The organism is Streptomyces venezuelae ATCC 10712, from assembly GCF_008639165.1.
In the GTDB taxonomy this organism is placed as follows: Bacteria; Actinomycetota; Actinomycetes; order Streptomycetales; family Streptomycetaceae; genus Streptomyces; species Streptomyces venezuelae.
Genome location: NZ_CP029197.1, coordinates 2,818,518 through 2,839,248, shown reverse-complemented (window position 1 = coordinate 2,839,248; position 20,731 = coordinate 2,818,518). Strand labels below are relative to the sequence as shown.

Below are 20,731 nucleotides of genomic sequence, written 5' to 3'. Positions count from 1 at the left end.
GGCCGTCTTCCATTGTCCCGCGCCCCGCAAGAGCGCGTACGGTCCCGCGCACGCCCCTGACCGGCCCCGGCCCGCCGCGCCGCGCCGGAGTCACGGCGTCCAGGTCACCCGGTGCTCCTCCAGATGGGACAGGACCGCGTGGTTCGCCTCCCAGCCGTCCGGGAAGGACACCGCGACACCCAGCTGGACCGGCTCCGTCGACGGGTGCGCGTCGAGCAGGTCCGTCACCCCCGCCCGGCAGACCACCACGCACGCGTGCCGGTGCCGGGAGGCCAGTACGCACAGGCGGCCCGTCTCCAGGTGGAAGGCCGTCGCGTCCGGCCGCCCGGACAGCGGGTGCAGGACGACCGTCACGTCGTACTCGCGTCCCTGGAGCCGGTTCGCGGTGTCGACGGTCACGCCCGTCACGCCCAGCTCGTGGAGCGCCGCCCGCACCGCCGCCGCCTGGTCGCGGTGCGCGGTGCCGACCGCGATCCGGTCCGCCGTCAGCGGCACGGGGGTCTCCGAGCGCTCCGAGACCGCCGCCCCGCCCCGGTCGAGGAGCCGGCGCACCACAAGGGCGACCGCGCCGACCGCCTCGGGGTCGGTGCGCGGGGTGTGCCGGGCGGGCAGTTCGAGCAGGCCCCAGCCCGACTCGGCCGCCTCGTCGAGGACCCGGTCGGGACCCGAACCGTCCGACGCCACCCCGAAGGACAGCCTTCGGTCGCCGTGCCCGGTGCCGCTGCGGAACGGTGTGAAGGGGTAGAAGGCGTCCGAGACCAGCGGCGCCGCCGAGGCGGGCAGCCGCCAGGACACCGGCAGCCGGTGCTGCGGAAGCTCCGGGTTGTGCGCCAGGAGCGTGGAGACCGCGCTCGCCGACGGGTCGTACGACAGCCCCGCCCACTGCTCCGCGCCCACCACCGAGAACGGGTCCAGCTGCCCGGGGTCGCCGACGAAGAGGGCCCGCTCGAAGAGCCCCGCAACGGCGAGCAGCGCGTCCGAGCGCATCTGGTACGCCTCGTCGACGATGGCGTGCGCCCAGGGCTCCACGTTCTTCACGTGCGCCCATTTGGCGGCGGTGGACAGGACGACCGGAAGCCCGGCCAGCTCACCGGCCTTCGCCGACTTTCGTACGCGTTCCAGGTCGTCGAGCGCCTTGTCGTACGGGTCGCTGTCGTTCGAGTGCAGCCGCCCCACCTCAAGGTCCGGCTCCTTCTCGGCGAGCCGCAGCACCAGGTCGTCCACCTGCGCGTTCGTCTGGGCGACCACCATCAGGGGGCGGCCCGCCGCGGCCAGTTCGAGGGCGGCCCGCACCACCAGCGTGGACTTTCCCGCGCCGGGCGGGGAGTCCACGACGACACCCCGCGCGGTGCCGTGCAGGGTGTCCGCGAGGATGTCCGCGGTCGCCTTCCCGGCGGCGGCGGAGGGGTCGAAACCCGCGGGGGAGGGGTCGAACAGGGTCACGGCGCGTCCTTCGCGGGCATGGGGTCGAGCACGGTCACAGCACGTCCTCCGGGGTCACGGCGTCGGGCAGTTCCACGACGTCCGAGCGGGGCGGCCCGCCGTGCGTCCAGGGCGTCTCCTCCGCCTCGGGCAGCTGCGGCCCGACCCGCTGGTCGTGCTCGAACAGCGTCCAGGCGATCCACTCGCCCTTCTCCGGCACCGAGCCCTCCGCGGGCTCCTTCGCGCGGCCCATCCTGTCGAGGAGCCGCAGCAGCAGCGCCCCGTCCTCCTCGTACCGCACGAACTCCGCCGACTGCGGCTTCCCGTCGAGCGAGCGGTAGACCTTCACCTTCTCGCCCAGGTGCGGCCGGTCCTCCGTGCGGACGGTGAGCAGCGGGCGCGGTGCGGGCCGCTTCGACTCCGTCCACGCCATCGTCACCTCGACCACCTGGGCCGTGAACGCCTCGCCCGCGAGCCGCCGTCCGGCGAGGACCAGCGGATCGTCGAGGGCCTCCTGCGCCTCCAGCTGGCCCTGCGCCTGCTCGCGCGCGGCGAGCTTGCGGGCCGCCGTGACGGCGTCGTCCCGGCGCGGCTGCGGCGGCTCACCGGCGGCGACTCGGTCGCGGTGGGCGGTGAAGGACCAGCGGTCGCGGGTCCAGCGGTCCTCGACCCGGGCGCCCTCCGGGAGCTCCCGCAGCAGGCCGATCGCCCGCCAGACCGCGTCCCAGGTCGGTTTCATCTGCGAGACGACCAGGCGTCGCACCTCTCGCTCCGCCCGGTGCAGTTCGCCGAGTCCGCGCTCGGCCGCCTCGCCGTCCTCGGCCGCGCCGACGGCCTGCCGGGCGCGGTCGTACCGCTCGATCGCGGGCGCGAGGAGCCGGTTGTCGAACGCCGGGTCGGTGGCGGGCCCCGCGGGCGGGCACAGCAACTGCCCCTCGGCGTCCCGGCCCACCTCGGCCCGCAGCGCGGCCCGCGCGCCCGGCTCGTCCGCCTCGGCCCCCTTGTCGTCGGGTCGGTCGATCCAGGCGAGCAGCGCGCCCAGGTGCTGGTCCTCCAGGCTGGACTGGCCGGTCGCCCAGTGCCGGTTGAGGAGGTCGGTCGCGCAGAGCAGCAGCGAGGAGCCCGGCACCCGGGCCCGGTCGGCGAAGTGCGTCAGCCAGCGCCCGAGCAGCGGGACCCGCGGCGGCGCGGGGAACGGCGTCTCCGGGTCCTGCTCGGCCGTCCGCCGGAACCGCGTCGACCGCCCCAGCAGCCGTACGTACTCGATGCCCGCCCGGCTCGGCACGATCAGCTGCGGCGCGTCCGCGCACAGCTCGACCTCGACCTTCACCTTCTTGCCGGTCTCCGGGTCGACCTCGCTCTTCTCCGCCGCCTCGACGGCCTCCGCGAACGATTCGACGTACGGCAGGACCTCGTCCGCCAGGTCGGCGAGGAAGCCGAACCGCAGGTCCCGGTCCCGGGGCTGGGCCACCACCAGGAGCCGGGGCTCCGCCGGGTCGGTGCCGACGAGCGCGCCCAGCGGGGCGCCCGCCTCACCGGCGGTCGTCAGCGGGACGAACACGAGGGGCCGCTCGGAGACCCGCCGGTGCCGGACGGTCGCGAGCGGCTGCGCCCGGCCCGACTCGACGGCCTCCATCCGGGCGAGGGTGGAGATCAGCGACATGCCCGCGCCTCCGCCCCCGCCAGCGCCTCCTGGCGCAGCGCCCGCGCCCTGCGCAGGGCCGCCACCGCCGGGTCCCGCGGGTCGCCCTCCTCGCCGCGGGCCGCCGCGAGGACCGCGGCGACCGTCGTCAGGCCGCCGAGCTCACCCCGTACCGAACGGCCCAGGGTCTCCACCGCGCCCGCGTCCCGGGCCCGCGAGCGGCAGTGGAAGGCCAGCTCGCAGGCGGCCAGGCACTCCGGCGCGTACTGATGGGGCACGGACTCCACGGACGCGGTCAGTTCCTCCGCCGAACGCTCGGCCACGTCGAAGCTGACGCCCTCCGGCAGGGCCGCCGCGATCTCGTCGATCCGGGTCAGCCGGTCGAGCTGGCGCCGGGTGACCGCGCGCTGCTTGCGCACGTCGACGACCGAGGCCGTCGGCACGTTGGAGAAGTCCTTCGGGCAGACGAGGAGCACCGACCGGGCGACCTCGGCGCCCTCGGTGACCGCCGCGACCCGTTCGAGCGCGAGCACGTACACCGCGGCCTGCCGGGCCGCCGCCCCCACCTTCGACGCGTCCGCCGCCCCGTCGACCATCGGGAAGGACTTGATCTCCACGACCGTCCATCCGCCGTCGGGGCGGACCACCACCGCGTCCGGCTCCAGGTACACCGGCGAACCGGCCACCTCGAGGGCGAACAGCGGATGGTCGAGCAGCGTCCAGGCGTCCGCCGCGGTCGCCTCGCGCAGCGCGAGCGCCGTCCGCGCCACCCGCCCTTCGGGACCGGCGGCCGCGAGATCGGGCACGGCGACCGTGCCCGGCTCCTCGACGCCGATCAGCCGCAGCAGCTCACGGCCGCCGTCCGCCTTGACCTTCGCCTCGAAGGAGTTGCCCCGCACGATCGCGAACTGCGACTGCCCGAACGGGGCCGGAGAGCCGAGCCTGGCGGCGAGCGCCGACTTGTCGACCCCGGCGCCGTCGAGGAGGGCCCGCCGCCGGCAGCCGGGATTGGCGGCCAGCGCCGCGAGGGCCCGCGCGTCCAGCGGACGCGGCGGGTTCGACGGTCCCCGCAGCTCAGCGAGGAGCCGGCGAGGCGTCGGTCGGGGAGGTCGGGACAGACCGCTGTCCAGGGATGCGCTCACCCGTGGAAGTCTCGCATCCGCCACTGACAACCGGGGGCGCTTCCGCCGTCCCGCGCCGCCACCCGGCGCGCCGCAGCGCGTACCGGGTGAGCAGCAGACCGGCGCCCATCACGGCCGCGCCGGCGACCGCGTCGAGCAGGTAGTGGTTGGCGGTGCCCATCACGACGAGCGTGGTGAGCAGCGGATACGCCACCCCGAGGGCCCTGGTCGCGGGCGTCCTCCCGTACCGCCAGAGCATCACCCCGCACCACAGTGCCCAGCCCACGTGGAGGCTGGGCATCGCCGCGTACTGGTTGGTCATGCCGCCGAGCCCGCGCGGCGCGCTGGCCTCGCCGCCCCACCAGCCGTACGCGCTGAAGTGCGCCATGGTGTCGGTGAAGCCGTACGCCGGGTCGAGCAGCCGCGGCGGGCAGGTCGGCAGCAGGGTGAAGCCGACGAGACCCAGCAGCGTGGACGCCATCAGCCAGGTGCGGGCGGCCCGGTAGTGCGCCGGGCGGCGGCGGAAGAGCCAGACCAGGATCGCCGGGGTGACGAGGTAGTGCAGCGAGGCGTACGCGAAGTCCGCCGGGACCCCGAGCGCGGGCACGTCCGTGAACAGCCGGTTCAGCGGCCGCTCGACGTCGACGCCGAGGAGCCGTTCGAGGCGCAGGACGGCAAGACCGTGCCCCACGGCCGAGGCCTCGTCGCCGCGCACCAGCAGCCGCCCGCAGGTGTACGCCGCGTACACGACCGCGATCAGCGACAACTCGGCCCACCAGCGTGGCTTGCGCATACGAAAAGGTCCCCCCGACGGTGATCGCCCCGGGGGAGTGGACGCCGGGCGCCGCCGGGGGGTTGCCCGGACGTCACCCCGAATCCACGTGGGCGATGATGGGAGAGGCACGTCCGCACCGTGAACCCCTGGAGATCCTTCCCATGGCACCGCGCATCCTGCTCGCCCGGCACGGCCAGACCGAGTGGTCACTTCTCGGCCGGCACACCGGCAGGACCGACATACCCCTGCTCGACGAGGGGCGGCGCGGAGCGAAGCTGCTCGGTGAGCGCCTGCACCGCGGCCCCTGGCAGGGCCTGCCCGGCGTGGAGGTGCGCACCAGTCCGCTGGTCCGCGCGAGCGAGACCTGCGAGCTGGCCGGCTTCGGCGAGCGGGCCGAGCCCTGGGACGCGCTGATGGAGTGGGACTACGGGGCGTACGAGGGGCTGACCCCGGCGCAGATCCAGGACATCCAGCCGGGCTGGTTCATCTGGCGCGACGGCGTCCGGGACGGCGAGTCCCTCGCGCAGCTGTCGGCGCGCGCCGACGAGGTCGTGAACTGGGCCCGCTCGGCCGACCGTGACGTCCTGGTCTTCGCCCACGGGCACATCCTGCGCTCGATCGGCGCCCGCTGGCTCGGCGAGGACGTCTCCTTCGCCTCCCGCATCCGCCTCGACCCGACGAGCCTGTCGGTCCTCGGCTGGGCGTACGGCGCCCCCGCGATGGAGCGCTGGAACGACACCGGGCACCTGGAGTAGCCGACCGCCCCCCGGCCAGGGGCACGCCCGCGGCCCGGCGGTCAGTACGCGGCCAGGGCCCGGCGGGTCTCCGAGAGCATTACGCGGATCCTGGCCGAGGCGATGCCCTCCAGCGACTCCACCACCCGCCGGGCCTCCGCCGCGGCCTCGTCCGGACGTCCGGCGTGCGCCAGGTTCTTCGCGAGGTGGGTGCGGTAGAGCGCCAGGTTCCGGGCGAAGTGCGGGTTCTGCAGGACGGCGGCCCGGTGGGCGTGCCGGGCGGCCCGGCCCCAGTCGCCCAGGGCCGACCAGCACTGCGCCTCCAGGGCCTCCCGCTCCGGCTCCCCGAAGAACGACATCCACTCGGGGTCGTCGTCGCAGGGACCCCGGTCGAAGAAGCCGTGGGCCCGGCCGAGGGCCTGCTCGCAGGCCGAGCGTTCGCCGAGGCCCGCCCACGCGCCGGCCTCCCGCAGCGACAGCAGCGAGAGCAGCCGCGCCGAGTCGAGCGGCTGCGCGGCCCGCAGCCCCGCCTGCGCCGCCCGGACCGCCTCGCGGTACCGGCCGGTGTCCCGTGCCAGGAACGACGTGTTGCAGAAGGCGTGCGCCTCCAGGGCCGCGTTGCCCGAGAAGCGCGCGGTGGCCAGCGCCTCGGCGTAGTGCGAGCGGGCGTCGTCGAGGCGGCCCGAGTCGTGGGCCAGCCAGCCGACGGAGAGGGAGAGCTCGCCCGCGCCCGCGTGCAGCCGGTCCTCGGTGGAGCGGCGGGTCATCGTGCCCGTGTCGAGCAGCGCGTACGCGGCCCGGAGCGGCTGGGCGGCGACCTTGTAGAGCCCGTCGGCGCCGTGCCGGTCGTCGAGCAGCCGGATCTGCCGTACGGCGTCCTCGACGGCCCGCACCTCGGCCTCGCCGATGCGGTGGCCGGCGCGGGGGGCGGGGATCGCGACGGCGGGGCCGCCGAGTCCCAGCGAGGCGGCCGCCAGGGTGGCGGAGCCGCTCGTCATGAATGCGCGACGCAGCACGTCGCTCTCCTCATCGTTCCGGGTCGAGATGGCGGCGGGAGGCGGCGCCCCGGCCGCGACGCGTCGCGGCCGGCCGCGGACCGTCTCCCGCGCGGAGAAGCCCAGGTCGGTGAGGCTCAGACCGGGGAACATGTGCAGGAAGACCCGCTCGTACGCGTAGTTGGGGCAGCGGATCTCGCCCGCTTCCACGCGCCCGATGTAGCGGGCGTCGCACGCGACCTGTTCGCCGATCTCCCGCGCCGCCCGGCGGACCGCCGCGGCGAACTCCGCCGGCGAGTGCTGTCCGCGGAGCCGGCGGAAGGCGAGATTGGGAACTGCCCGTGACATCGCCATGGCCCGAGCCCTCTCCTGTGCTGCCGGGTGGTCCGGCGGAGCAAGAACGTACCTGCTGTGACCGGATGCCTACGCTGAGTTTGGCTACAAATCGGATATCTCGCCTGTGATCTGCCATGAACTGCCATCCTTTGCGGCGGCATGGCGCCGTAGCCGTTGACGCGCACGGGCGTTGAACCGTAAGGGAGAGACGGAACGTGTCTCCTCAGGAGCGAGGAGGGGTCCCATGTCGGAGATCGGTTCGCAGTCGGCCACCTGGCACACGCCCGCCCCGGACGCCGGCGGGCCCCAGCCCGCCGCCGAGCCCTGGGACCTGGTGACCGTGCCGGTCCGCCAGGGTCTGGAGGCCGTCGACATCCTGCGGCGCGGCGCGGTCCCGGCCGTCGGCCCCGTCGTCCACGACGGCACCTGCGACACCCTGGGCTTCCTGGTCCCGCCGGGCACCGCCGCCGCCTGGGACATGCCCGGCAGCGCCTGCACCCGGACCTCGGGGCGCGGCCTGCGCCTCCCCGAGCTGCCGGAGCTGCCCGAGCCCGCCGGGGACGCGCCGCGCCCGGCCGGCTGGCTGCTGCCGCCCGGCGACACCGATCCCGTCACCGACCCCGTCGTCCTGCGCGAGGCCCTCGGCGAGGCGGCCCGGCTCATCGAAGCGGCCGACGGCTGCCACTGAGACGAGTGATCCGTTTCCGGCCACGGCCGGGGACCGGACGCCGTCGGGCGGGCCCGTCGCGCATGCGCCGATAATGGGGCAGTGGCCAGGAACAAGCAGCGCGACCGGGCGGCGTCCGCCGTCTCCGTCGTCGAGACCGTCGACGGCGGACTCGCCGAACTCATACCCGACCGGGAACGCCCGCGCGCCTGGACGCTGCTCATCGACGGCGCCCCGCAGTCCCACGTGGACCTCGACGACCCCGCCCACCTCACCTTCGAGTACCAGCGGCGGCTCGGCCACATCGCCGACCTCGCCGCCCCGCCGAACCGGCCGCTCCAGGTCGTCCACCTCGGCGGTGGCGCCTTCACCCTCGCCCGGTACGTCGCCGCGACCCGGCCCCGCTCCACCCAGCAGATCGTGGAGCTCGACGGGTCCCTCGTCCAGCTCGTCCGCCGGGAGCTGCCGCTCGACGCCGGGGCCCGGATCCGGGTCCGGTCCACCGACGCCCGCGCCGGGCTCGCCAAGGTCCAGGACGGCTGGGCCGACCTCGTCATCGCCGACGTGTTCAGCGGCGCCCGCACCCCGGCCCATCTGACCAGCACCGAGTTCCTCGGCGAGGTGCGGCGGGTGCTGCGGCCCGGCGGCTTCTACGCGGCGAACCTGGCCGACGGGCCGCCGCTGACGCATCTGCGCGGCCAGATCGCCACGGCCGCCGCGGTCTTCCCCGAGCTGGCGCTCGCCGCCGACCCGACGGTGCTGCGCGGGCGGCGCTTCGGCAACGCGGTGCTGCTCGCCTCCGACCGGGAGCTGCCGGTGGCCGAGCTGACCCGCCGGGTCGCCACCGACCCGCACCCGGGCCGGGTCGAACACGGGCGGACGCTCGCCGACTTCGCCGGGGGAGCGGCGCCGGTCACCGACGCCAGCGCCAAGCCCTCACCCGTACCGCCCGCGTCCGTCTTCCGCTGACCCGACCGGGGGCCGGGGCGGGACCCGACCGGGCGCCGGGGCGGGGACGCGGCCGCCTCAGGTGGCGCGGTCCTCGATCTCCACCCGGGGCGCGGTGTCGTGCCAGACGCAGAAGACGGACACCTCGCGGCCGTCCGCGGTGAACGTGACCCGGATCCAGCTCGGCTGCTTCCACACCTGCATCTGCCAGCCGGAGGCCGGGGTCGCCGAGACGAGTTCGGCCGAGCTCGTGCCCAGGTCGAAGGTGACCCGGCCGCCGTCCACGGTGTAGCTCTTCACGTTCGACTCCGTGGCGGGAGCGGTGGCCGGAGGCGCCTGCGTCGTCGGCCGCACCGGCCGCGAGGGGGACGTGGACGGGGTGGCCGGGGTCGTGGGGTCGGCGCTCGGCGTGGGCTGCTCCGTGACGGAGGCGGTGGCCTCGGCGATCTCCGGCGTCCGGGTCGAGGAGGCCCGCGGGTCGCCGTCCGCCGGGGCCGCGTCGACGGTGCTGCCGGCCGGGAGGGGCAGCGCGCGCGGCGGGTCGTACACGGTGCCGGACAGCACGGTGTGCACTCCCCACCAGGAGAGGGTGACCGCCGCGCCGGTGGCGAGCGACCAGGCCAGGGCGTGAACGAGTCCTCTTCGCATCGGGGCCATACTGCACCACACCGCCCAAGCCCGCGCCGCAGGGTGGGCCTTGCCTCCGGTTCCCCCGAATGGCGTACGGTGCGGCCCATGGCAAGTGTGCTCGTGGTCGAGGACGACCAGTTCGTGCGCTCCGCCCTCATCCGCCGGCTCTCCGAGGCCTCCCACACGGTCCGGAGCGTCGGGACGGCTCTGGAGGCGTTGCGCGAGGTCGCCCATTTCCGTTTCGACGTGGTCATCCTCGACCTCGGACTGCCCGACCTGGACGGGTCCGAGGCGCTCAAGATGCTGCGCGGCATCACCGACGTACCGGTGATCATCGCGACCGCCCGGGACGACGAGGCCGAGATCGTACGGCTCCTCCACGCCGGCGCCGACGACTACCTCGTGAAGCCGTTCTCGGTCGACCACCTCTCCGCCCGGATGGCCGCCGTCCTGCGCCGGGCTCGGTCCACCGCCGGCGAGGCGCCGCCGTCCCGGGTGATCCGGGTCGGCGGGCTCACCGTCGACCCGCTGCGCCGGCAGGCGGAACTCGACGGGGAGCCGCTCGACCTGACCCGGCGGGAGTTCGACCTGCTCGCCTTCCTCGCCGGCCGGCCCGGCGTCGTCGTCCCGCGCAAGGAGCTGCTGGCCGAGGTGTGGCAGCAGTCGTACGGGGACGACCAGACCATCGACGTACATTTGTCATGGCTGCGGCGGAAATTGGGTGAAACGGCCGCCCGGCCGCGCTACCTCCACACCCTGCGCGGGGTCGGCGTGAAGCTGGAACCGCCCCGGGAGCCGCAGCCGTGAGATGGGCGCTCGTCAAGGTGTCGCTCGCCGTCACCGCCATGGTCGTCGTCGCCTTCGCCGTACCCCTCGGGCTCGTCGTCAAGGAGATGGCCCGCGACCGGGCCTTCTCCAACGCCGAACGGCGCGCCGCCGGCCTCGCCCCCGTCCTCGCCATCACCACCGACCGCGGCGAGCTCGACAAGGCCGTCGCCACCACCGAGGACGGCGCCGCCGGGCGGCTCGCCGTCCACGTGCCCGCCGCCGAAGCCGGCGACCCGGCCCTGGAGATCGGCACCCGGCGGGCCGGCGAGGAGGAACTCGCCGCCACCCGCACCCTCGGCCGGGCCTCCATCGCCGAGGTCCCGGGCGGCTTCGCGCTGCTCCAGCCCACCGCGCTCAGCAGCGGCAAGGTCGCCGTCGTCGAACTCTTCGTCCCCGAGGGCGAGGTGTCCAACGGCGTCGCCACCGCCTGGCTCGTCCTCGCCGGCGTCGGCATCGCCCTGATCGTCGGCTCCGTCGCCGTCGCCGACCGGCTCGGCGTCCGGATGGTCCGGCCCGCCCAGCGGCTCGCCGGCGCCGCCCACGACCTCGGCGAGGGCAGGCTCGGCGCCCGGGTCCCCGAGGAAGGACCCCCCGAACTCAAGTCGGCCGCCGTCGCGTTCAACTCGATGGCCGACCAGGTCGTCCAACTCCTCGCCAACGAACGGGAACTCGCCGCCGACCTCTCCCACCGGCTGCGCACCCCGCTCACCGTGCTCCGGCTCAACGCGGCCTCGCTGGGCTCCGGTCCGGCCGCCGAGCAGACCCGCGCGGCCGTCGAGCAGCTGGAGCGCGAGGTCGACACCATCATCCGCACCGCCCGCGACGCGAAGCCGCAGACCCAGGCGACCGGGCCCGGCGCGGGCTGCGACGCCGCCGAAGTGGTGCGCGAGCGGATGGAGTTCTGGTCGGCGCTCGCCGAGGACGAGGGCCGCCGGGTCCGGGTCGCGGGCGTCGAGCGCCCGGTCCGCATCCCGGTCGCCCGCCCCGAACTCGTCGCCGCGCTCGACGCGTTGCTCGGCAACGTCTTCCGGCACACCCCCGAGGGCACGGCCTTCTCGATCGACGTCCACAACGGCGACGACGCCGTCATCGTGCTCGTCTCCGACGCGGGCCCCGGCATCGCCGACCCGGCCGCCGCGCTCGCCCGGGGCAACAGCGGGGCCCGGGACGGCTCCACGGGGCTCGGCCTGGACATCGTGCGGCGGATGGCGGAGACCACCGGCGGCGACGTCGCCATCGGCCACTCGGTGCTCGGCGGCACGGAGGTGCGGATCTGGATCGGCCTCGACGGTCGCCGCTCCTTCGGCGCGGCCACCCGCCGCGGCCACCGCCCCCCGCGCCGCCGCCGCGGCGGCACGGGCACCCGCCGAGCGGTCGAGAGCTGACGGACCCGGCCGGGCGGCGGCCTCGGACGGGGCCGCCCTGGCAGGGCTGACCGGACCGGACAGGCCTGGCGGCTCCGGGCTGGGGCCCGGCCCCCGGGCCTGGCGGCTCCGGGCTGGGGCCCGGCCCCCGGGCCTGGCGGCTCCGGGCTGGGGCCCGCCCCCTCGGCCTGGCGGCCCTGGGCCGGAGCCCGACCCCCGGGCCTGGCGGCCCCGGGCTGGGGCCCGCCCCCTCGGCCTGGCGGCCCCGGGCCGGAGCCCGGCCCCCCGGCCCCGGCCCGGCGGCCCCGGGCCGGCCCCCGGGTCTGACGGCCCCGGGGCCGTCAGGCCCGCCCAGGCAACCTTTCGTGGTCCCGATGGCTTCCTTAAGCGGAGCCTAAGGATCCCCACCCGCGTCCCCGGACGCCGGTTTGTCCGTTTTCCAGTCGCTAGCGTGCTGCCGCACCCCCTCCCCACCCCCCAGCACGCAGAGGCAGGCACGCGATGGGCAGCAGTTCGCACCGGCGCAGGGCGAGCACCAGGAACAAGGTCGTCGGGGCGGTCGTCGCCGTCGCCGTCGCCGGCGGTGTCGCGTTCGCGCTCACCGGTACGGCCCAGGCCGCCGCGGTCGGCGCCGCGTACACCAGGACCAGCTCCTGGGCCGGCGGCTACACCGGCCAGTACGTCGTCACCAACGAGACGAGCACCCCCCAGTCCGACTGGACCCTGGAGTTCGACCTCCCCGCCGGGACCACCATCGGCTCCCTGTGGAACGGCGAGCACACCGTCTCCGGCAGCCACGTCACCGTGAAGCCCGCGAGCTGGAACAAGCAGCTCGCGCCCGGCGCGTCCGTCACCGTCGGCTTCGTCACCTCGGCCGCCGGTCAGGCCGGCGACCCCGCCAACTGCCTGATCAACAAGGCCGCCTGCTCGGCCGGAGGCACCGCCCCCACCCCCAGCGGCCGCCCCACCACGACCGCCCCCTCGCCGACGGCGACGCCCAGGCCGACCGCCACCGCCACGGCCACCGCGAGCCCCAGGCCGACCGCCACCGCGACCACGGCGCCGACCCCCACCGCCACCCCCACCCCGACGCCCACGGCGACCGCCACCGGCTCCCCGGCCGGCACGGCCCGGTACGCCCCGTACGTCGACACCTCGCTCTACCCGGCGTACGACCTGCTCGCGACCGCCGACGCCACCGGCGTGAAGGAGTTCAACCTCGCCTTCATCACCTCCGGCGGCTCCTGCGCCCCGCTGTGGGGCGGGGTCACCGACCTCGCGAACGACAAGGTCGCCGCCCAGATAGGCGCCCTGCGTGCCAAGGGCGGTGACGTCCGGGTCTCCTTCGGTGGCGCCGCGGGCCACGAGCTGGCCCTGAACTGCTCGTCCTCCTCGGCGCTCGCCGCCGCGTACGGCAAGGTCGTCGACCAGTACAAGCTGACCAAGGTCGACTTCGACATCGAGGGCGCGGCCCTGCCGGACACCGCCGCGAACACCCGCCGCGCGCAGGCGATCGCCCAGCTCCAGAGGTCGCACCCCGGTCTGAACGTCTCCTTCACGCTGCCCGTCATGCCCGAGGGCCTGACGCAGCCGGGCGTGGACCTCCTCGCCGACGCCAAGCGCAACGGGGTCCGCGTCGACGCCGTGAACATCATGGCGATGGACTACGGGCCGGCCTACAGCGCCGACATGGGCACGTACGCCGTCCAGGCCGCGACCGCGACACAGGCGCAGATCAAGGGCGTCCTCGGGCTCTCCGACGCGGCCGCCTGGAAGGCCGTCGCCGTCACCCCGATGATCGGTGTCAACGACGTCAGCAGTGAGATCTTCACGGTCGACGACGCCACCCAGCTCGTCGACTTCGCGAAGTCCAAGGGCATCGGCTGGCTGTCGATGTGGTCCTCGACCCGGGACAAGCAGTGCGCGGCGGGCGCGGTGAACCACGCGGACGCCACCTGCTCCTCGATCCTCCAGCAGCCGCTGGCCTTCACGAAGGCCTTCGCTGCCTACAAGTAGCCGGAGTGGCAGTCGGCACGGCACCCCCCCGGACCCCTGAGTCCCCCCACACCGCGCGCCCCGGCCGGAACCACCCCACCTCCCGGCCGGGGCGCGCACCCCTGTCGTCCGCCGGGCGTCAGGCCTTGGCGGTCTTCCACTCCTCCGCGTAGTCGTCGAAGATCGCCCGCAGGTGGTGGCCGATCTTCAGGTAGTCGAGGTCGTCGAGGTTGGCGAGCGACACCCGGACCGACCATTCGGGGCCGTCGAAGCCGCCGCCGTTGAGGAGGACGACGCTGGTCTGCTCGGCGAGCCGGAACAGCGGGTCGACGGGCTCGTAGTTCTTCTCCAGGAAGTCCGAGAAGTCCTTCCCGTGCACCCGCTCGGCCTCGGCCAGCAGATCGAGCTCGATGTAGTACCCGGCCCGCTTCGCGTCCTCGGAGATCTTCATCTGGGCGCCTTCGAGGAGCAGGTCGAGGCGCCGGCGCACGATGCCGCGGATCTTCTCCTTGTAGGCCTGGCCCTCGGGGAGCAGGTCGAAGAGCGAGAACAGCGCCATCATGACCTGCTGGGGGAGCGACAGGCCGGCCGTGTGGTTGAGGGCGACCTGCCGGGAGTCGGCGACCAGCCGGTCGATGAACCGGATCTTCTCCGGTTCGAGGGACAGCGAGCCGTACCGCTTGTTCAGGCGGTCCTTAGCGTCCTGCGGCAGGGCGGCGAGCATCTCGTCGACGACGTTGTCGTCGTGGAGGCCGATGACGCCGAGCCGGTGTCCTGTGCAGCCGTAGTGCTTGGAGTACGAGTACACGAGCAGGGTGTTGCGCGGCAGGTCGGCGGCGATCGAGCGGAAGCCCTCGACGAAGGTGCCGTACACGTCGTCGGTGACGATCAGCAGGTTCGGGTTGGTGGTGGCGACGATGTCCTGGATCTGGTGCGCGACGCGCTCGCTGAGCGCCAGGGACGGCGGGTTCGAGGGGTTCACGAGGCAGACCATCTTCACCGAGGGGTCGGCGAGCTTGGCGACCTCCTCGGCCGGGTAGCGCCACTCGCGGACGCCGGTCTCGGTGAAGAGGCTCGCGTTGACCGTCACGACGTCGAAGTCGTACGTGTCGAGCTCGGGGATCTCGATGTACGGGGTGAAGACCGGCACCATCAGGGCGATCCGGTCGCCCTTCTTCAGGATGCCGTTCTTCATCAGGGAGTCGAAGACGTAGCACATGGCGGCCGTGCCGCCCTCGGTCGCGAACAGCGACATGTTCCCGGCGGGCGGCCGCCCGCCGAACATCTCGTCGTTCAGGTAGCCGCGCACGATCTGCTCGGTGTGCGGCAGCATCCGGTCCGGTACGGGGTAGTTGTCGCCGATCGTGCTGTCGGTCAGCTCGTGCACGAAGGCGTCCTTGTCGAAGCCGAAGCGCTCGACCGCGTACTCCACGCAGTCCTGGAGCAGTTCGATGCCGGGCAGGTCCGGGTGCCGGCGCACGAAGGCGTCGAAGCGGGCGCCGCAGCCGGGGCGTTCGGGCATGCCGCCGAGGTTGTCGGCGGTCCAGACGCGGCGGGACTCGGAGAGGGCGAAGTAGCCGAGCGCGTAGAAGGCCTCGCGGGGGCCGGTGGCGACCCAGTTGGGGTTGCCGCGGCCCGCGTTGAGCATCTGGGCCTGCGACTTCTCCTTCTGGCCTGGCTTGCCGGCCTGCGCTGCCTGGGCGAGCTGGATGAACTTGTCCTTCAGCTCGAACGGCGAGAGCTGCGCGAAGGACTGGATCTCCTCGCGGGTGAAGGTGGTCCTGGGCACGGTGACTTCCTTACGTCGATCGGGAGGGTTCAGTGGTGGAGGATGACGATGACGGCGCCCCAGATGGTCAGCAGGACGTTGCCGACGGCGTAGGGGATCGTGTAACCGAGCGTCGGGATCTGTGACTTGGACTGTTCGTTGATGGCGCCGATGGCGGCCGTCGTCGTCTGGCCGCCGGCCAGGACGCCCATCAGGATCGGGAAGCGGATCTTCTGGACGTAGTGGCCGAAGCCGAAGCCCACGAGCAGCGGCACGACCGTCGCCACCGCGCCCCAGACGAGCAGCCCCCAGCCGGCCGTCGAGAGGCCGCTGGTGAAACTGGGCCCGGCGTTGATGCCGACGACCGCGACGAAGAGGCAGAGGCCGAGGGTGTCCATGAACCACTGGGCGCCGGGTGGCACGTTGCCGTACGTCGGGTACTTGCCGCGGATCCAGCCGAAGACCAGGCCCATGATCAGCGCGCCGCCCGAGGTGGACAGCGAGATCGGCACGCCCGACACGGTCAGCGCCGGGATGCCGACGCAGCCGCCGAGGAAGATGCCGAGGCCGACCCAGAGCATGTCGGTGGCGAAGGAGGTCGGCACGGGCTTGCCGAGCGCCTTGCCCGCCGGGTCCACGAGCCGCTTCGGACCGGTCAGGACCACCGTGTCGCCGCGCTCCAGCGTGGTGGAGAGCCGGTACGGGAATTCCGCGCCGGACCGGTAGATCTTGTCGATGTACACGCCGACCATGAAGGGCTCGCGGCGTACCTCGGCCACGGTCCTGCCGAGCTGCGCCTTCTCCGAGGCGACGACGTGCAGGGTCTCCGTCTCGTAGCCGAGCAGTTCCACGTCGTCCGTCTCGGGGCCGATGTGGGTGCGGGCGTCGAAGTCGACGAGCGAGCCGCGCAGGGCGCTGACGGCGACCACGTCCCCGGAGCGCAGCACCGTTTGCTGGTCGTGGGCGAGGATCTGCCCTTCGCGGCGCACCCGGGTGATGTAGATCCGGTGCCCGAGCTCCTTCTGCTGGTTCTCGAAGTCGTCGATGGTCCGGCCGACCAGTGGTGAGTGGTCCATCTGGTACGCGCGGAGCACCACCTCGTAGTAGCCCTCGGCGAGGTCCGGGTTGTCACCGGGCGCGTCGAGCTCCTTGGCCAGCTGCGCGGACTCCTGGGCCAGGTCCCGCTTGTACAGCTTGGGCAGGACGTTGGCGAGGAGCATCGCGCAGAGGATGGTGCCGAGCGGGTACGTGACGGCGTAGCCGATCGCGACGAGGTTCTCCTCGGTCTTCATCTGCTCGGCGGAGAGCCCGGGGAGGTTGCCGATGGCGTCCTGGGCGACGCCGATGACCGCCGACTGGGTGAGCGCGCCGCCCAGCAGGCCGGCCGAGAGCCCGGGGCCGTACCCCAGCATCACGGCGAAGCCCCAGGAGACGAGGAGGCCGGTCACGCAGACCACGACGGCGTTCACGACCTGCGGCATGCCGTCCTTCTTCAGGCCCCGGAAGAACTGGGGACCGACCTTGTAGCCGAGGGCGAAGAGGAACATGGTGAAGAAGAGGTTCTTCACCGTGCCGTCGATGGTGACCTTGAACTGGGCGCCGAGCAGCAGCCCCGCCACCAGGCAGCCGGTGACGGCGCCGAGCGCGATCGCCTTGTAGCGGAGCTTGCCGAAGAGGAAGCCGAGCGCGACGGTGAGGAAGACGAGCAGCTCGGGATGGGGCTGGAAGATGTTCCGGTCGAGGAATTCGATCATTGCGTCCCCTCACGCACCGAGAATGCCGACGAGCAGCGGCCCGGTCAGTGGAAGCAGGAAGTTCGAGAGCGTGTACGTGATCGTGTAGCCGAGCATCGGGACCGAGCTCTGGGCCACCTGGGTCACCGAGGTGATCGCGGGGGTCGAGCACTGCTGGCCCGCGATGGCGCCGATGAGCAGGGGTTTCTCGATGTTCAGGAGCTTGCGGCCGACGAGGAGCGAGATCGTCGCGGGGACCAGGACCATCGCGATCCCGGCGAACGGCAGCAGCGCCCCGTACTCCTTGAGCAGCGGCCAGGCCTGCGGGCCCGACACCAGTCCCGTGCAGGCGATGAAGATCGCCAGGCCCATGTCCTTGAGGGTGGCGGCGGCCTGCGGCGGGAAGGCGCCGAAGGTCTGCGTCCGGGAGCGGAACCAGCCGAAGAGCAGGCCCGAGATCAGACAGCCGCCGCCGGTGCCGAGGGACATCGGGACGTCGCCGAACCGGACGACGACCTGGCCGAGGAGCGAACCGCAGACGATGCCGAGGCCGAGGTAGATGAAGTCGGTGGCGTCGTTCTTCACGACCGCGCCGACCTTGGACGCCAGCTTCCCGAGGCCCGAGCGGGTGCCGACCAGGGTGAGGACGTCACCCCGGTCCACCACCGTCTCCGGGGTGGCCGGGAGGTGCTGGTCGTTGCGGAGCACGTCCGTCACGTACACCCCGCCGGAGGAGAACTCGGGGTGCTCCTTGGAGAGGGTGTCCAGGGACTTGCCCGCCGCGCTCCGGTCGGTCAGCGAGACCTGCCGGGTGGCGAGCGGGGTGTCGAGACCGGGCACGGCCGGGGTCTCGGGGCCGATGACCCGGCCCGCCTCGATGATGTTGGCCCGCCGGCCGACGGTGAGCACCAGATCGGAGAGGGTCAGCGCGAAGTCGGGCGGGGGAGGGGTGAGGACCTTGCTGCCCCGCTTCACCGCCTCGACGGTGACCCGGCCGCCGAGCGAGCGTTCCAGGTCGCCGACCCTGGCGCCGTCGGCCTGGGTGACCAGGAACGTCCGGCCGACCATGCCGGGGAGCGCCTCGCGTTCGTCGGCCTCCAGGCCGCCGCCGGTGCCGCGCATCTTCTCCCAGAGTTCGCGGGAGGCGTCGCGGAGGTTGATCCGCATCATCATCGGCATGATCTGGCTGGTGTAGATCACGATGGTGATCAGGCCGAAGAGGTAGCAGACGGTGTACGCGGTGGCCACGTGGCCCTGGTACTGGGTGATCTGCTCCTGCGTCAGGTCGGTGAGCTTGCCGATGGCCTCGGTGGCCGTGCCGACGACCGCGGACTCGGTGGCGGCGCCGGCGAGGATGCCGGCGGCGGTGCCGACGTCCAGGTCGAAGGCCTCGGCGAGGCCGAGGGCGATGCCGACGACGCAGACGACCTCGATGAGGCAGAGGGCGAAGAAGCGCAGGCTCTTCTTGTTGAGGTTCGCGAAGAACTGGGGGCCGGCCATGTAGCCGAGGGAGAAGATGAAGAGGGCGAAGAAGATCGTCTTCACGTCGTCGGAGACGGTGACCTCGGCCCAGGCGCCGATGAGGAGCGAGACGATGAGGGTTCCGCAGATGCCGCCGAGCGTGATGGGGCCGACCCGGAGCTTGCCGACGAGGTATCCGGCGGCGAGGCAGAGGAAGAGGGCGAGTTCGGGATGGTCTTTCAGGATTCCCATCCGCCGTCACCTCGCCCAATCTGGGCGAAATGTGAGGATATTGGACATGAGGTGACGCTAACAGCGTGACGGCGGAAGGAGATCAACGCCTCGCCCGAACGGGTGAGCGACGGTCCTCTGTTCCCCCCTCACCCCTTCACGGCGCCCCGCATCACCCCGCCCACGATGTGCCGCCCGAACAGCGCGAGCACCACGAGCAGCGGCAGGGTCCCGAGCAGCGCCCCCGCCATCACCACCGACTGATCCGGCACGTGCCCCCGCCCCAGACCCGTGAGCGCCACCTGCACCGTCGGGTTCCCGGTCTGCGTCAGGGCGAGCACCGGCCAGAAGAAGTCGTTCCACGCGGCCACGAACGACAGCATCGCGAGCACCGCCATCGCCGGTCGCGCCGCCGGAAGCACCACGTGCCACAGCGTCCGCCCCAGGCCAGCGCCGTCCACCCGCGCCGCCTCCAGGAGCTCCGACGGCAGCGCCCGCCGGAGGTGCTGACGCATGAAGAACACCCCGAACGCCGAGACGAGCGAGGGCAGGATCACCGCCTGCAGCTCGTCCGTCCAGCGCAGCCGCGCCACCAGCAGATAGAGGGGGACCACCCCGAGCTGCGGCGGGATCAGCATCGTCCCGGCCACCAGAAGCAGCAGCGGACCCTTGAAGCGGAACCGCAGCTTGGCGAAGGCGAACCCGGCGAGCGTCGAGCAGACGACCGTCCCGAGGGCGACGGCCCCGGCGACCAGGGCGGTGTTCGCGAGGGCCTCGCCGAGTCCGGCCTCGGTCCAGGCGATCTCCAGGTTCCGTGGCAGGTTCCGGCCGAAGCGGAACGGCGGCGGGGTGGCGGCGAGCCGGGTGGTCGTACGGGAGGCGGCGACGGCGGTCCAGAGCAGCGGGAGCAGCGAGACCGCGCCGAACAGCACGAGCAGCCCGTACGCACCCAGGCGAGCGGCCCGGCGGCCGGCCCGGCCGTGCGGGTACGCGCACCGGCGGGCGGCGCCGCCCCGCGGGTACGCGCTCCGGCGGGCGGCCCCGCCCCGCGGGTAGGCGCTCCGGCGGGCGGGCCCGCCCCGCGTCACGCTGCGGCCTTCCTGATCAGTCGGGCCAGGCCGAGGGCCGCGACCAGGATCAGCAGCATCGCCCAGGCGATGGCGGCGGCCCGCCCGAGGTGCAGGTTCACCCAGCCCTGCTCGTACAGATAGAGCCCGAGGGTCTGGAACTGGTGGTTCGCGCCCCCGGAGGCCCCCGCCCCGCTCGCGTACAGCAGCGGCTCGCCGAAGAGCTGCACCGCGCCGATCGTCGACACGAGCGCGGTGAATCCGAGGGCGGGCCGGATGCCCGGCAGCGTCACGTGCAGGAACTGCCGCCACCGGGACGCCCCGTCGAGCGCGGCGGCCTCGTACAGCTCGCGCGGGACGGTTCCCAGGGCGGCGAGGTAGATGAGCGCGTTGTAGCCGGTCCAGCGCCACACGACGATCGACGCGACGGCGAACCGGGAGGCCCAGGGCCCGTTCTGCCAGTCGACGGGGTCGAGTCCGACGACCCCCAGCGCCCAGTTGGCCATCCCGTGGTCCCGCCCGAAGAACAGCGCGAAGACCAGGGTCGCCGCGGCGACGGAGGTGGCGTACGGGGCGAGCGCGACGACCCGGAAGAACTGCCGCCCCCGCAGCCGCGCGTGGAGCAGATGGGCCACGCCGAGCGCGAGCAGCAGCTGCGGGACGGTGGCGAGGACGCCGATCGTGAGGGTGTTCAGGAGCGCTTTCCAGAAGAACCCGTCGTCGAGGAGGCGCGTGTAGTTCCGCAGACCGACCCACTCGGCCCGACCCGGCGCGGTCAGCTCCACCCGGTGGAACGACGTCCACGCGGCGGCGACCAGCGGAAACACCCCGAAGGCGGTGAAGAGGAGGAGGAAGGGCGCGAGGAGCAGGAACGGCCCCGCCCCCTGCCGGCGCCCCCGGCGCGGCGGCCGCGCGCGCCGGGGCCGGAGCGGCGGCAGGGGCCCGGCCGGCCGCGCCGGGTCCTCCGGGGCGGGGCGGCGGGCGGCCTCGGCGGTGGCCCTGGTCTCCGTCATC

The 20,731-nt window shown here is 73.6% G+C and carries 17 protein-coding genes; 6 read left to right on the top strand and 11 right to left on the bottom strand.

Annotated features, from left to right (window positions below):
- Positions 1-90: 90 nt before the first annotated feature.
- From DEJ43_RS12900 to DEJ43_RS12885, 4 genes are read right to left on the bottom strand one after another with little or no spacing between them, the layout of a single operon-like run.
- The gene (locus DEJ43_RS12900) at positions 91-1,443 is read right to left on the bottom strand and encodes an AAA domain-containing protein (protein ID WP_015033804.1); all 1,353 of its coding nucleotides are present in this window, start codon (positions 1,441-1,443) and stop codon (positions 91-93) included.
- Between the two features lie 34 nt (positions 1,444-1,477).
- Entirely contained in the window at positions 1,478-3,085 is a 1,608-nt protein-coding gene (locus DEJ43_RS12895) for a hypothetical protein (RefSeq protein ID WP_015033803.1), read from the bottom strand.
- Positions 3,076-4,206 carry a hypothetical protein gene (locus DEJ43_RS12890; protein WP_015033802.1) on the bottom strand — a complete coding sequence of 377 codons (1,131 nt, stop codon included), beginning with the start codon at positions 4,204-4,206 and terminating at the stop codon, positions 3,076-3,078. Before DEJ43_RS12890 ends, DEJ43_RS12895 begins: the two co-directional genes overlap by 10 nt.
- Positions 4,139-4,978, bottom strand: a complete 840-nt coding sequence (locus tag DEJ43_RS12885) for a phosphatase PAP2 family protein (protein ID WP_015033801.1) — start codon at positions 4,976-4,978, stop codon at positions 4,139-4,141. The genes DEJ43_RS12890 and DEJ43_RS12885 overlap by 68 nt, the downstream gene beginning before the upstream one ends.
- Before the next feature lie 143 nt (positions 4,979-5,121).
- On the opposite strand from DEJ43_RS12885, the gene DEJ43_RS12880 reads away from it, so the two are divergent.
- Positions 5,122-5,715, top strand: coding sequence for a histidine phosphatase family protein (locus tag DEJ43_RS12880; RefSeq protein WP_015033800.1), 594 nt, complete (start codon positions 5,122-5,124; stop codon positions 5,713-5,715).
- Positions 5,716-5,756: 41 nt separating this feature from the next.
- Here the strand turns inward: DEJ43_RS12880 and DEJ43_RS12875 are convergent, their stop codons facing one another.
- Positions 5,757-7,043, bottom strand: a complete 1,287-nt coding sequence (locus DEJ43_RS12875) for an NsdA family TPR-like regulatory protein (protein WP_015033799.1) — start codon at positions 7,041-7,043, stop codon at positions 5,757-5,759.
- 226 nt (positions 7,044-7,269) lie between these two features.
- On the opposite strand from DEJ43_RS12875, the gene DEJ43_RS12870 reads away from it, so the two are divergent.
- Together DEJ43_RS12870 and DEJ43_RS12865 are read left to right on the top strand one after the other, a co-directional pair.
- On the top strand, positions 7,270-7,713 hold the full coding sequence (locus DEJ43_RS12870) for a hypothetical protein (RefSeq protein WP_015033798.1): 444 nt from the start codon (positions 7,270-7,272) through the stop codon (positions 7,711-7,713).
- A gap of 81 nt (positions 7,714-7,794) precedes the next feature.
- The gene (locus tag DEJ43_RS12865; protein WP_015033797.1) at positions 7,795-8,661 is read left to right on the top strand and encodes a spermidine synthase; all 867 of its coding nucleotides are present in this window, start codon (positions 7,795-7,797) and stop codon (positions 8,659-8,661) included.
- Positions 8,662-8,718: 57 nt separating this feature from the next.
- Here the strand turns inward: DEJ43_RS12865 and DEJ43_RS12860 are convergent, their stop codons facing one another.
- On the bottom strand, positions 8,719-9,297 hold the full coding sequence (locus tag DEJ43_RS12860) for an RAD23 family protein (RefSeq protein ID WP_015033796.1): 579 nt from the start codon (positions 9,295-9,297) through the stop codon (positions 8,719-8,721).
- Between the two features lie 78 nt (positions 9,298-9,375).
- Between DEJ43_RS12860 and DEJ43_RS12855 the strand changes: the two genes are divergently transcribed.
- The 3 genes from DEJ43_RS12855 to DEJ43_RS12845 all read left to right on the top strand — a co-directional run bounded on the left by DEJ43_RS12855 (position 9,376) and on the right by DEJ43_RS12845 (position 13,478).
- Positions 9,376-10,077 carry a response regulator transcription factor gene (locus tag DEJ43_RS12855; protein WP_015033795.1) on the top strand — a complete coding sequence of 234 codons (702 nt, stop codon included), beginning with the start codon at positions 9,376-9,378 and terminating at the stop codon, positions 10,075-10,077.
- Positions 10,074-11,483 carry a HAMP domain-containing sensor histidine kinase gene (locus tag DEJ43_RS12850; protein WP_015033794.1) on the top strand — a complete coding sequence of 470 codons (1,410 nt, stop codon included), beginning with the start codon at positions 10,074-10,076 and terminating at the stop codon, positions 11,481-11,483. The genes DEJ43_RS12855 and DEJ43_RS12850 overlap by 4 nt, the downstream gene beginning before the upstream one ends.
- Before the next feature lie 480 nt (positions 11,484-11,963).
- On the top strand, positions 11,964-13,478 hold the full coding sequence (locus tag DEJ43_RS12845; RefSeq protein ID WP_015033793.1) for a glycoside hydrolase family 18 protein: 1,515 nt from the start codon (positions 11,964-11,966) through the stop codon (positions 13,476-13,478).
- 118 nt (positions 13,479-13,596) lie between these two features.
- On the opposite strand, the gene DEJ43_RS12840 is transcribed toward DEJ43_RS12845, so the two are convergent.
- From DEJ43_RS12840 to DEJ43_RS12820, 5 genes are all read right to left on the bottom strand, one after another.
- Entirely contained in the window at positions 13,597-15,246 is a 1,650-nt protein-coding gene (locus tag DEJ43_RS12840) for a bifunctional aspartate transaminase/aspartate 4-decarboxylase (protein ID WP_015033792.1), read from the bottom strand.
- Between the two features lie 29 nt (positions 15,247-15,275).
- Positions 15,276-16,979 (bottom strand): aspartate-alanine antiporter, encoded by a 1,704-nt coding sequence (gene aspT / locus DEJ43_RS12835; protein ID WP_015033791.1) that lies wholly within the window; start codon positions 16,977-16,979, stop codon positions 15,276-15,278.
- 9 nt (positions 16,980-16,988) lie between these two features.
- On the bottom strand, positions 16,989-18,671 hold the full coding sequence (gene aspT / locus DEJ43_RS12830; RefSeq protein WP_015033790.1) for an aspartate-alanine antiporter: 1,683 nt from the start codon (positions 18,669-18,671) through the stop codon (positions 16,989-16,991).
- Between the two features lie 128 nt (positions 18,672-18,799).
- Positions 18,800-19,603, bottom strand: a complete 804-nt coding sequence (locus tag DEJ43_RS12825; protein ID WP_051026065.1) for a carbohydrate ABC transporter permease — start codon at positions 19,601-19,603, stop codon at positions 18,800-18,802.
- A 131-nt stretch (positions 19,604-19,734) separates the two neighbouring features.
- On the bottom strand, positions 19,735-20,730 hold the full coding sequence (locus tag DEJ43_RS12820; protein ID WP_015033788.1) for a carbohydrate ABC transporter permease: 996 nt from the start codon (positions 20,728-20,730) through the stop codon (positions 19,735-19,737).
- Between the last annotated feature and the right edge of the window lies 1 nt (position 20,731).